Here is a 12825-nt window from a genome sequence, read left to right on the forward strand (position 1 = left end):
ATCACCGCCGTCGCCGGCGGCGTCGTCGTGCGTGGTGGTCGTTGTCGTGCAGGTTCGGTCGTTCGTGGTCGAAGGAAAGACGCGCGACCCGGTCCTTCCGGTTGCCCTCCCTGGACGTGACCGATCTCAAGCGGTCGAGAGTGAACTACGGATCAGGCACTTTTGAGGGCAGAGCCGACCAATCAAGATCACTTCTGGCGGGACCGTGGGCGCATTGTCAGTGGCAGGTGCGAGGATGCCTGCAGTACTGGCCGACGTGCTCGTGTGGGGTGGGGGGAAAGTCCGCGCCCGCGCGCAGAAGGGATCGCTGACGGCGATGCAGATCCGGCTGACCGTCGTGGACCCGCTGGGCCCGCCCGACCGGGCGCGGGACCGCGCCGCGAGCTGCGACGTGCTGGTCACGGCCCCCGCCGGAACGGCCCTCTCGGCGGTGGCCTCGGCGCTCGCGTCGGCGGTCGCGGGCGACGGCGCGCTGTCCGAGCGCGGCCGTGAGCCGGGCGGCCCCGTGGTGCTGTACGCGGGCGCGCAGCGCCTCGACGACCGCCGGTGCACGCTGGGCGAGCCGCCGCTGATCGACGGCACGGTGCTCGCGCTCGGCGCCCCCGCCGAACCCGAACCGCACCCCGAGCTGGACGACGCGCCGACCCAGCTGCACGTCACCGCGGGGCCCGACGCGGGCGGGGTCCACCTGCTGCACGGCGGCGAGATCAGGATCGGCCGCTCCGCCGACGCCGACGTCCCGCTGGACGACCCGGACGTCTCCCGGCTGCACTGCGCGGTGACCCTCGCGCCCGACGGCCGGGTCTCCGTCGCCGACCTGGGCTCGACCAACGGCACCCTGCTCGACGGCGTCCGGGTCACCGGCCGCCCGGTCCGCTTCGCGCCGGGCGCGCTGCTGCGGATCGGCGAGTCGGCGCTGCGGCTGACCCCGGCGGGCGGCCCGGGGGCGCGGGTGCCGACGGCACCGGACGGCGAGGGGCACGTGCGCGTGTCCCGCCCCGAGGGCGGTGCCCCCGCCCGCACCGACCCGGGCCGCCTCCCGCACGCGCGCGTGGGCGACGGCGCGCAGCAGATCTCGATGGTCCCCGGCCAGGCCGGCGCACCCCGCATCGAGACGCGCCCGCCGTACGGCGCGGGCGACCCGCACGCGGGGCGCGGGGGCGCGACGGCGTCCGACCCGCGCGACCCGCGCACCCCGGACGCCGGGCACCTGACCGGCGGCCGGGACACCCCGGGCGCCGAAGGCCACGGGCGACCGGCAGGACACGGCACGGAGAGCGCCGTCGGCCGGCGGGCACCGGACGCTTCCGGGCACGGGAGCGCACCCGGGTACGGCACCGCCCCGGCGGACCCCCGTACCGACGGTGCCCACGGCGCCCCAGCCTCTCCGTACGGCACCGGCGAGCGCGGGTCGTCGCGCGCGGGGGGCCCCGGCCGGAACGCGCCCGCCCCCGACCCCCGGGGCGACACCCCGCCCTACGGCACGGGCCACGGCGGTCACGGGACGCCCCGTGACCGCGCGGGCGACCCGCACGCTCCGTACGACTCGCACGCTCCGTACGACCCGCACGACCCGCACGCTCCGTACGGCGATCCCCGCGGCGACGCCGGCGACGGCCGGGAGGCCCGCCGCGCGGGCGCCGCACCCGGCGGTCCCGGCACCGACCACGGCACGGGCACACCCCGCTACGGCGCCTCCCCCGACGCCACGGGCGGCCACCGTGCCGAGGAGTACGGCACCGACGCCCCCCGGGGACAGGCCGGCGCCCGCGGCTCCTCCGGAACCGACGACGGCCGGGACAGCCGGGACAGCCGCCGCGGGAACGTACCCCCGCACCGCGCCGACGCGGACCGCGCCGCCGCGCGCGACCGCGCGGCGTCCGGCGCCGCCGGACGCCGCAAGGGCGGCCTCTCGGCCTGGGCCAGGCGCCTCACCGGCACCCGCGCGGAGCACGATCCCTACGAATACGACGAACGCGAGGAACGCGACGACCGCGACGGACACAGCGGACGCAGCGGACACGGTGGGTATGACGGCTACGACGGTCGTCCCGCGTCCGGTGGCCGCGACGACCGCGGCGGCCGGCCCGCCAGGTCACCCGGCCAGGAACCCCCCGTCGCGGGCGCCGTCGGCGACGCGTCGCCGGAGACCTGGCCGGACGCCGCCAGCCTGCTGCTGACCGCGCTCGGCCCGGGACCCCGGCTGTGGGAGCGCGCCCCCGGGCACCCCGAGGCGCTCACCGTGCGGCTGGGGACCGCCGACCGGACCGCCCCGGACGGCACCGGGCCGCTGTCCGCCGTGCCGGTGACCGCCGATCTGCGGGAGGCCGGGGCTCTCGGTCTGGCCGGGCCGCGCACCCGGCTGGCCGGTCTCGCCCGCGCCGTGCTGGCGCAGCTGGCCGCGCTGCACGCGCCCGAGTCCCTGGAGATCGTGCTGATCAGCGCCGACCGCGCGCGCACGGTCGCGGAGCGGACGGCGGAGTGGTCGTGGCTGGGCTGGCTGCCGCATCTGCGTCCCGGGCACGGGCAGGACTGCCGGCTGCTGCTGGCCTACGACCGGGAGCAGGCCGCGGCCCGCGCCGACGAACTGCTGCGCCGCCTGGAGGACCGTCCGGCCGGGTCGAACCCGCCGTACGGCGGCCCGTACACGGTCCTGGTCGTGGACGGCGACGTCGGCGACCACGCGGTCGGTGACGCGGTGGCGCGGCTGGCCCTGGAGGGTCCGCGGGCCGGCGTCCACGTGGTGTGTCTGGCGGAGACGGAGGCGGCGGCGCCCGACGCGCCGGTGACGGAGGCGTACGAGGCGGCGTGCGCGGTGGCGCCGGCGTTCCGGGAGTGCGGCGCGGTCGCGCTGCTGAGCGGCGACGTGGCGACGGCGCTGCGGCTGGTGCGGGTGGCCCGCGCCGCGCGGGAACCGGTCCCCACCCCGGTCGGTCCGGGCACGATCGCCGCGGTGGACGCGGTGTCGGCCGCCTGGTCGGAGCGGTTCGCCCGCGCGCTGGCCCCGCTGCGGCAGGACGGCACGGCGGGCGGCGCGGCCCAGCCGCGGGTGTCGCTGCCGCTGCCCCAGGCGGCGCGGCTGCTGGACGAGTTGGGCCTGGCCCGTGCCACCCCGGCGTCGCTGATGGCGCGCTGGGCGGACGCGGCCGACGACCCGGAGTCGCTGGGCGGCCGGGCCTCGGCGGTGCTCGGCGCGGGTCCGCGCGGCCCGGTCACCGCGGACCTCGCGGCCGACGGCCCGCACCTGCTGATCGAGGGCCCGGCGGGCAGCGGGCGCACCGAGCTGCTGCGCGCGCTGGTCGCCTCGCTGGCGGCGGCCGAGCGCCCCGACCGGCTGAGCGTCGTCCTGGTGGACGGCCGGGACGGCGTGGGCGCGGCGAGCGGCCACGGCGACGGCCTGCGGGTGTGCACGGACGTCCCGCATGTGACGACCCATCTGACGGCCAACGACCCGGTGCGGATGCGGGAGTTCGCGCAGTCGCTGAGCGCGGAGCTGAAGCGCAGGGCGGAGCTGGTGGGGCGCGGCGGGTTCGCCGACCGGCACGCGGGCCGTGCGGTGCCCGGCCGGCTGGTGGCCCCCAGGGACGCGTCGGCGGGCGCCGCCGACCTGGACTCGGCGCCGAGCGCGACGATCCGGCTGCGTCCGGCGGCCCACCGTCAACAGCGGCAGCAGCCGCCGTCGTTGCCGCGACTGGTCGTGGTGGTCGACGATCTGGACGCGCTGGTGTCCCCCGCGCTCGGCTCGCCTGGCCGTCCGGCCGCGGGCTCGGTGATGCGGGCGCTGGAGGCGGTGGCCAGGGAGGGCGAGCGGCTCGGGGTGCACCTGGTGGCGGCGACGGGCCCCGGGGGGCGGACGGCGGAGACGGAGCCTTCGCGGCTCGCGACGCTCCGCGTGCTGCTCGACGCCCCCGGTGCGGGTCCTGACGCGCCGGCGCCGGGTCGGGGCCGGCTGGTCCTGCCCGACGGCGCGTCGACGCCGTTCCAGGGCGGCCGGGTGACGGGCCGCATCCCGCGGACGGCGACGCTGCGCCCCACGGTCGTCGCGCTGGACTGGCCGCGGATGGGCGACCCGCCGACCCGGCGTCCGGTGCGGGAGCTGGGCAACGGCCCCACCGACCTGGCGCTGCTGGCGAGCGCCCTGGAGCGGGCGGCGAAGCAGGTGGCGGCGACCGAGGTCCCGTCGCTGCTGTAGCCGGCCGTGCGGCGCCCCGGGCGTGGCCCCAGGCGCCGCACGTTTCACTTCTCCGGTACCCGGAGTCACGACGTGGTCACGATCGCGCACTTGACAGCGACCACGGTCTTGCCGCCCTTCCCGTCCCCGTGGACCATGCGCACGGGACAGCGCTCGAACGTTCGTCGAAGGCTCGAAGAACGGGGCATACATGCGCAGTACGGGCAGCAAGATCCGGACACACAGGACAGCCGCCGCCACCGCCGTCGTCCTGGCGGCGGCCGTCGCCCTCGGGGGCTGCGGCGGCAGCGACGACGGGAACAGCCCGGGGCCGGGCGGGAGTTCGGGCTCGACCGGTGCCAAGGGCAGCGTCGAGCTGCCGAACCTGAAGGGGCGGACGCTGGAGGTCGCGGCGGTCTGGACGGGACCCGAGCAGGACAACTTCACCAAGGTGCTGGACGAGTTCACCCGGCGCACCGGCGCCAAGGTCGACTTCGTGCCGACCGGCAACAACACCTCGACGTTCCTCGGTACGAGGATCGAGGGCGGCAAGCCACCGGACGTCGCGTTCCTGCCGCAGGTGGGGGTGTTGCACCAGTTCGCGGAGAAGGGCTGGCTGAAGCCGCTCGGGGCAGACGCGCAGGCGCAGTTGACGAAGAACTTCTCGAAGGGCTGGCAGCAGCTCGGCTCGTGGAAGGGCAAGCGGTACGGCGTCTACGCGAAGGCCGCGAACAAGTCGCTGATCTGGTACAACGCCAAGGCGTTCGAGGCGGCGGGGATCAGCGGGCCGCCGGCGACCTGGAAGGACTTCCTGAGCACAGCGCAGACTCTGTCGGACTCCGGTTCGCCCGCCGTGTCGGTCGGCGGCGCGGACGGCTGGACGCTCACCGACTGGTTCGAGAACGTCTATCTGTCGCAGGCGGGCCCGGAGAAGTACGACCGGCTGGCCGCGCACACGATCAAGTGGACGGACCCGTCGGTCACCGTCGCGCTGACCACGCTGGCGCAGCTGTGGGGCAAGGACGATCTGCTCGCGGGCGGCCGGAAGGGCGCGCTGAACACGGAGTTCCCGAAGTCGGTGACCCAGGTGTTCTCCGGTGCCGCGCCGGCCGCGATGGTCTACGAGGGCGACTTCGTGACGGCGAACATCAACGCCGACACCAAGGCGAAGCTGGGCACGGACGCCAAGGTGTTCCCGTTCCCCGCGGTCGGGGCGCGCTCGCCCGTGGTCAGCGGCGGTGACGTCGCGGTGGCGCTGAAGGGCGGCGAGGGCGCGCAGGCGCTGCTGACGTTCCTGGCGTCGACGGACGCGGCCCAGATCTGGGCGGCGCAGGGCGGGTTCATCTCGCCGAACAAGGCGATGGACCCGGGCACCTACAAGGACGAGGTGACCAGGACCATCGCGAAGGCGCTGGTGTCGGCCGGGGACGCCTTCCGCTTCGACATGTCCGACCAGGCTCCGGCGGCGTTCGGCGGCACGCAGGGCATCGGCGAGTGGAAGGACCTCCAGGACTTCCTGCGCGACCCGAAGGACGTGGCGGGCACGCAGAAGAAGCTGGAGGCCGACGCGGCCAAGGCGTACGGCTCCGGCTGATGGCGTCGGTGGCGCACCCGGAGGGTGCCGGCCTGCCGCCGGCGCCCGCCGCGCACCCGCGCGGGAGTGTGACCGGGACGCGGCGGCGGTGGGCGGTGCTGTTCCTGCTGCCCGCGCTGGTGCTGCTCGGCGCGCTCGTGGTCTACCCGATCGGGTACTCGCTCTGGCGCAGCCTCTACGACGCCGACGGCTCGGGGTTCGTGGGGCTCGGCAACTACGTCGACGTCTTCAGCGACCGGTCGACCCTGACCGCCGTCCGCAACACCGCGATCTGGATGGCGGTGGCGCCCGCGGTGGTCACCGCGCTCGGTCTGGTCTTCGCGGTGCTGACCGAACGGGTGCGCTGGGGAACGGCGTTCAAGCTGATCGTCTTCATGCCGATGGCGATCTCGATGCTGGCCGCGGGGATCATCTTCCGGCTGGTGTACGAGCAGGACCCGAGCCAGGGCGCGGCGAACGCGGTCGCCAAGTCGATCCACGACACGTTCGTGTCGTCGTCGGTGTATCCGAACGCCCGGCCGAACGTGGCGGCGAGCGATCTGCGGGCGTCGGGCGGCGGGTCGTTCACGACGGCGGGCCCGGTGCGGGCGGGCACCCCGGCGCTGCTGCCGCTGGTGGGCATCGCGCCCGACCGGCTGCCCGGGAGTCCGCGGGACGCTCGGGCGGCGGCGGGTCCCGGGGTCACCGGCACGGTCTGGCTGGACTTCAGGCGGGGCGGCGGCGGCACCAAGGGGCGGGTCGACCCGGGTGAGAAGGCGCTGAAGGGCGTCACGGTGGAGGCGGTGCGAGACGGCCGGACGGTCGCCTCGGCGACCACCGCGGCGGACGGCACCTTCACGCTGCCCGCGGCGGCGGACGGCGCCAGGCTGCGGCTGCCCGGTGCGAACTTCGCGGCGCCGTACAACGGCATCGACTGGCTGGGTCCGACGCTGGTCACCCCGGCGATCATCGGCAGCTATGTGTGGATGTGGGCGGGGTTCGCGATGGTGCTGATCGCGGCCGGGCTCGCGGGTGTCGACCGGAATCTGCTGGAGGCGGCCCGGGTGGACGGGGCGAACGAGTGGCAGGTGTTCCGCCGGGTCACCGTGCCGCTGCTCGCGCCGGTCCTGATGGTCGTCCTGGTCACCCTGATGATCAATGTGATGAAGGTGTTCGACCTCGTGTACATCATCGCGCCGCAGCCGAGCCAGGACGACGCGAACGTGCTGGCGCTCCAGCTGTTCCTGTCGTCGTTCGGCGGTGGCGGCAACTACGGTGTGGGCAGCGCGATCGGCGTGATCCTGCTGGTGCTCGTGCTGCCGGTGATGTACGTCAACATCCGCCGTCTGCGAAGGGAGCGCCGGCTGTGACCGCACTCGGCACGACCGTACGGGCCCGGCGTTCCCTCGCGTCCCGGGTGGCGGGCGGGGCGGCGGGCGGGGCGCTGCGGGTCTTCCTGGTCCTGGTCGCCGTGTTCTGGCTGGTGCCGACCTTCGGGCTGCTGGTGTCGTCGTTCCGTGATCCGACGGACATCGCGACGTCCGGCTGGTGGAAGGTGTTCACCGCGCCGGGCCAACTCACCGCCAGGAGCTACGAGTCGCTGCTGGAGAAGGACGCGGTCACGCACGCCCTGTTCAACACGGTGTGGATCACGGTGCCCGCGACGCTGCTGGTGGTGGTGTTCGGGGCGATGGCCGGATACGCCTTCGCGTGGATGGAGTTCCGGGGCCGCGACTGGTGGTTCCTGCTGGTGGTCGCGTTGCTCGTGGTGCCGGTGCAGGTGGCGCTGATCCCGCTCTCCGACCTGTTCGGGAAGATCGGGATCTTCGGCGACATCATCGGCGTGGTCCTCTTCCACGTCGGCTTCGGACTGCCGTTCGCGATCTTCCTGTTGCGGAACTTCTTCGCGGAGATCCCGCGTGAACTCCTGGAGGCCGCGCGGCTCGACGGGGCGGGTGAGGTCCGGCTGTTCCTCACCGTCGTCCTGCCGCTCGCCGCTCCGGCGCTGGCCTCGCTCGGCATCTTCCAGTTCCTGTGGGTGTGGAACGACATGCTGGTGGCGCTGGTGTTCTCGGACTCCGGGTCGCAGCCGCTGACGGTCGCGCTCCAGCAGCAGGTACGGCAGTTCGGCAGCAACATCGAGATCCTGGCGCCCGGCGCGTTCCTCTCGATGGTGGTGCCGCTGGCCGTGTTCTTCGCGTTCCAGCGGCAGTTCGTGTCGGGCGTGATGGCGGGCGCCGTCAAGTAGCCGCCGCACCAGCGCGATCGGGGGGCGGGGCGCCGGCGTGACGCCCCGCGCTCCGGCTCCTGGTCCCCCGTATGCCGTACGGGGCGTAACCAAGTCACTCCTTTGGCCGTTCCCGGGCAAGGTCCGGTCGACGACCGGACCTGTCGTCCGCGCCGACCCATGGATGTGCCTTGCCCAGGTTCAGTGTCATCGTCCCCGCGTACAAGGTCCAGGCATATCTGCACGCGTGCCTGGACTCCGTGCTGTCGCAGTCGTACCGCGACCTGGAGGTCATCGCGGTCGACGACTGCTCCCCCGACGGCGGCGGCGCGGTCATCGAGGAGTTCGCGGCGCGCGACGCGCGGGTGCGGGCGGTGCGCCTCACCGAGAACCAGGGGCTCGGCCGGGCCCGCAACGCGGGCATGGCGCAGGCGAGCGGCGACTACCTGATCTTCCTCGACGGCGACGACACGCTCGCCCCGCACGCGCTGCGCGCCATCGCCGACCGGCTGAAGGCGACCGGCGATCCCGATGTGCTGGTCTACGACTACGCGCGGCTGTACTGGTCGGGCGAGACCGTCCGCAACAAGGCGGCGGCGCAGCTCACCGAGGCGGGTCCCGCGCCGTTCCGGCTGGCGGACCGGCCGGGGCTGCTGCGGCTGCTGATGGTGGCGTGGAACAAGGCGTACCGGCGGGAGTTCGTGCGGCGGGAGCGGTTCACCTTCCCGCCCGGCCTCTACGAGGACACCCCGTGGACCTACCCGGTCCTGATGACGGCGGAGTCGGTGGCGACCCTCGACCGGGTGTGCGTGCACTACCGGCAGCGCCGGGCGGGCAACATCCTGGGCACCGTCGACCGGGCCCACTTCGATGTCTTCGACCAGTACGACCGGGTCTTCGCGTTCGTCGAGACCCGTCCCGAACTGGCCTCCTGGCGGCCGGTGTTGTTCCAGCGGATGGTCGACCACCTGCTCACCGTGTACACCCGCAGGGACCGGCTGCCGCGTGCGGCGCGCGCCGAGTTCCTGCGCAAGGCCCGTACCCACTACCGCCGTTACCGGGTCCCCGGGGTCCGCCTGTCGCTGTACCCGCGGTTGCGGCACGCGCTGGTCAGGCACGGCCTGCACCGCACCTTCCGGACCCTCCAGCAGGCGGCCCGGGTGTTCCGGCGACTGCGCGCGGCGGGCGTCAAGTCGTCGCGTGCGCTGCGTACTTCGGCGCTGCGGCTGCACTACCGGGTGCAGCGCCTGCTGCCGGTGCGCGCCGACCGGGCCGTGTTCCTGGCCGACGGCGGGCACGGCCACGGCTGTCACCCCGGGGCCCTTGAGGAGGCGTTCCGCGGCCACGCCCCGCACATCCGCACGACGTGGGTGGCCCGCCCCGAGCACCACCACACGGTCCCGCCGGCCACCGCCCGGGTGGCGCCCGGCGGCGCCGCCTACTGGACGGCGCTGGCCCGCGCCCGGTACCTGGTCGGCAACGGCCACTTCGACGCCCGGCTGGTCAAGCGGCGCGGCCAGGTCCTGGTGCAGACCCGGCGCGGCACCCCGCTCACCCACACGGGCCTCGACCTCCAGGAACGCCCCGCGGCGGGCCGTGGCACGGACTTCGGGGCGCTCCTCGCGGACGTCGACCGCTGGGACTACCTGGTGTCGGGCAACCGGCACTCCACCCTGGTCTGGGAGCGGGTCCACCCCGGCGGGTACACCACCCTGGAGTACGGCAGCCCGCGCAACGACGTGTTCCAGCACGCGACGTCGGCGGACGTGGCGCTGCTGCGGGCCTCGCTCGGCGTCCCCAAGGACTCGGTCGCGATCCTGTACGCGCCGGCCCACCGCGACTACCGGCGCACCCAGTGCCCGCCGCTCGACCTGGAGCGGGTCGCGCTGCGGCTCGGGCCGCGCTTCACGCTGCTGGTCCTCGCCCCCGCGGGGCTCGGCGGTCAGCTCGGCCCGGCCGGGCCCCGGGTCATCGACGTGAGCGGCCACTCCCGGGTGTCGGACCTCTGTCTCGCGTCGGACGCGCTGGTCACCGACTACGCGTCGCTGATGGTCGACTACGCGGCCCTCGACCGTCCGATCGTGCTGCACACCGAGGACGAGGAGGCGTTCGAGGCGGCCCGCGGCACCTACGTCGACCTGCGGTCCTGCCCGCCGGGAGCGCTCGCCCGCAGCGAGGACGACCTGATCGACCTCTTCACCTCCGGGCAGTGGCGCGACGCGCGCTCCGGCCGGCTGCGGGCCGCGTTCCGCGAGCGGTTCTGCCCGTACGACGACGGGCGGGCCGCCGAGCGGGTGGTGCGCCGGGTCGTCCTCGGCGAGTCGGCGCTCCCGCCGGTGGTGCCGCAGGCCGAGCGCCGTCCGGTGCCGTCGGCCGCGGCGGACCGCGCGCACCGGCCGCAGGCCACCGTGCCGGCCCCGACCGGCGTGCCGGCCGTGCCCGAACGCCACTGAACGCCGTTGTCGTCCAAGGGAGTCCAGATGCCCTCACGTCCGTCGCGGCCGACCCCGAGCCGCCCGCCGGTCCGGCGCCCCGGCGGCAGACCGGGGCGGGCGCGGGCCGGCTGACGGCTGCCGCGCACCCTCCGGCGGCGAAGGGCCCCTGAGAGCCGGGTCCTTCGACAGAATTCGAGAGAAAGAGCAGAATGCCCCGCTTCAGCATCATCGTCCCGTCCCACGGGGTGGCCGGCCGGCTGCCGACGGCGCTCGACTCGGTCCTCGCGCAGTCCTTCGGCGACTTCGAGCTGATCCCGGTCTGCGACGCGCCCGACGCGCCGGCCGCCGAGGCCGTCGCCGGGTACGCCGCGCGGGACTCCCGGGTGACCCCGGTGCACTCGCCCCCGACCGCCGGTCTCGCCGGGGCGCGCAACACCGGGACGCGGGCGGCGACCGGCGCCTATCTGCTGTTCCTCGACGGCGACGACACCCTGGTGCCCGGCGCGCTCGCGGCCCTGGACGCGCGGCTGCGCGAGACCGCGGACGGCGGCGACGTGGACGTCCTGCACTTCGAGCACGAGCGGACCCCGTGGTGGGAGGGCGAGGCGGGCAACCCGGCCGCGCTGCTGCTGCCGAGGACCCCGAAGGGCGCCTTCGCCCCCGCCGAGGTGCCGCGGCTGACCGGCGTGCAGCTCCCGGCGTGGAGCGCCGCCTACCGCCGCGCCTTCCTCACCGAGCACGGACTCGGCTTCGCCGAGGGCCACTTCACGGACGTCTCGTTCGGCGCTCTGGTCATGCTGTCGGCGGCGCGGGCGGCGGTGCTGCGCGCGGTCCTGGTCAGGCACCTGGTGCGCAGGCAGGGCGGCCGGCTCAGCCTCCCCGACGCCCCCCACTTCGAACTCCTCGACCAGGCCCAGCTGTTGCTGACCAGAGCGGCCGAACTCGGGCTTCCGGCCGCGCGGTCGGGCCCGCTGTTCGAGCAGGTGCTCGCGCTGGTGCTGAAGACGGCCGCCCACCCGCGGCGGCTCGGCCCACGGCGGCGGGCCTTCTTCCGCCGGGCCAGCGCCCTGTACCGCGCCCACCGCCCCGCCGGGTACCGCACCCCGGGCGGCAGCGTCGGCGTCCAGCACAGGCTGCTCGCGACCGGCTCCTACGCGGCGTTCAGGGCGCTGCGCGGCGCCAACCGCGCCGTGTCCGGCACCCTGGAGCGGCTGCCGCGCCCGCGCGGACTGCGCACCCGGCTGCGGTACGCCCGCGCGCTGCGCCGCCCGCTGGACGAGCGGCTCGCCGTGTACTGCGCCTACTGGGGCCGCGGTTACGCGTGCAACCCGGCCGCGATCCACGCCAAGGCCGCCGAACTCGCCCCGGACATGCGGTCGGTGTTCCTGGTGGAGCCGGAGGCGGTGGCCTCGATGCCGCCCGGCGTGGAGTACGCGGTGATCGGCTCGCACCGCGCCTGGGAGGTGCTGGCCCGCGCCAAGTACCTGGTGAACAACGCCAACTTCGCGGAAGGCGTCGTCAAACGGCCCGGCAGCGTGCACGTGCAGACGCAGCACGGGACGCCGCTGAAGAGGATGGGCGTCGACCAGTCGACGTACCCGGTGGTGGCCGCCGCCACCGGCAGCTTCACCAAGCTGCTCGGCCGGGTGGACCGCTGGGACTACAACCTCTCCTCCAACCGGCACTCGAGCGAGGTCTGGGAACGCGCCTTCCCCGGCTCCTGGCAGCACCTGGAGTACGGCTACCCGCGCAACGACGTCTACTACACGGCGACCGCCGACGACGTGGCCCGCGTCCGCCGCGAACTCGGCGTGCCCGAGGGGAAGACGGCGGTGCTGTACGCGCCGACCCACCGCGACCACCACACCGGCTTCGAGCCGGGCCTCGACCTGGAGGCGTTCTGCCGGGCGGCCGGTGAGGACGTGGTCGTGCTGCTGCGCGCCCACTACTTCTACGACCTGGGCGCCGCCCGCTCCACCGGCCGGGTCATCGACGTCACCGCGCACCGCTCCTCCGAGGACGTGTGCCTGGCCGCCGACGCGCTGATCACCGACTACTCGTCGATCATGTTCGACTACGCCAACCTGGACCGGCCGATCGTCGTGTACGCCGACGACTGGGAGGTCTACCAGGAGACCAGGGGCGTCTACTTCGACCTGCTGGCCGCGCCGCCAGGGCCGGTCGCCCGCACCCCCGAGGAGCTGGCCCGCGTCTTCCGCGACGGCTCCTGGGCGGGCCGGGACGCGGCGGCGGCGCGGGCCGGATTCCGGTCCAGGTTCTGCCAGTTCGACGACGGGCGGGCCGCCGAACGGGTCGTGCGCCGGGTCCTGCTCGGCGAGCCGCCCGAGGCGATCCCACCGATCACCCCGCTCGCCGAGCGCGTCCCGGCCCCCGCCGCCACCCTTGTAAGGAGCTGACC

The 12825-nt window shown here is 75.0% G+C and carries 6 protein-coding genes; all 6 read left to right on the forward strand.

What is annotated here, in order from left to right; genetic code table 11:
* Nucleotides 1–316: 316 nt before the first annotated feature.
* Nucleotides 317–4192, forward strand: a complete 3876-nt coding sequence (locus DDJ31_RS15385) for an FHA domain-containing protein (protein ID WP_127182776.1) — start codon at nucleotides 317–319, stop codon at nucleotides 4190–4192.
* A 190-nt stretch (nucleotides 4193–4382) separates the two neighbouring features.
* Nucleotides 4383–5765 carry an ABC transporter substrate-binding protein gene (locus tag DDJ31_RS15390; protein ID WP_127179718.1) on the forward strand — a complete coding sequence of 461 codons (1383 nt, stop codon included), beginning with the start codon at nucleotides 4383–4385 and terminating at the stop codon, nucleotides 5763–5765.
* Nucleotides 5765–7114 carry a carbohydrate ABC transporter permease gene (locus DDJ31_RS15395; protein WP_127179717.1) on the forward strand — a complete coding sequence of 450 codons (1350 nt, stop codon included), beginning with the start codon at nucleotides 5765–5767 and terminating at the stop codon, nucleotides 7112–7114. Before DDJ31_RS15390 ends, DDJ31_RS15395 begins: the two co-directional genes overlap by 1 nt.
* The gene (locus DDJ31_RS15400; RefSeq protein WP_127179716.1) at nucleotides 7111–7992 is read left to right on the forward strand and encodes a carbohydrate ABC transporter permease; all 882 of its coding nucleotides are present in this window, start codon (nucleotides 7111–7113) and stop codon (nucleotides 7990–7992) included. Before DDJ31_RS15395 ends, DDJ31_RS15400 begins: the two co-directional genes overlap by 4 nt.
* A gap of 170 nt (nucleotides 7993–8162) precedes the next feature.
* Nucleotides 8163–10424 (forward strand): bifunctional glycosyltransferase/CDP-glycerol:glycerophosphate glycerophosphotransferase, encoded by a 2262-nt coding sequence (locus DDJ31_RS15405; RefSeq protein ID WP_127179715.1) that lies wholly within the window; start codon nucleotides 8163–8165, stop codon nucleotides 10422–10424.
* Nucleotides 10425–10615: 191 nt separating this feature from the next.
* Nucleotides 10616–12823 carry a bifunctional glycosyltransferase family 2 protein/CDP-glycerol:glycerophosphate glycerophosphotransferase gene (locus tag DDJ31_RS15410; RefSeq protein ID WP_127179714.1) on the forward strand — a complete coding sequence of 736 codons (2208 nt, stop codon included), beginning with the start codon at nucleotides 10616–10618 and terminating at the stop codon, nucleotides 12821–12823.
* Nucleotides 12824–12825 lie beyond the last annotated feature (2 nt).

The sequence above is a fragment of the Streptomyces griseoviridis genome, assembly GCF_005222485.1.
Taxonomy (GTDB): domain Bacteria; phylum Actinomycetota; class Actinomycetes; order Streptomycetales; family Streptomycetaceae; genus Streptomyces; species Streptomyces hintoniae.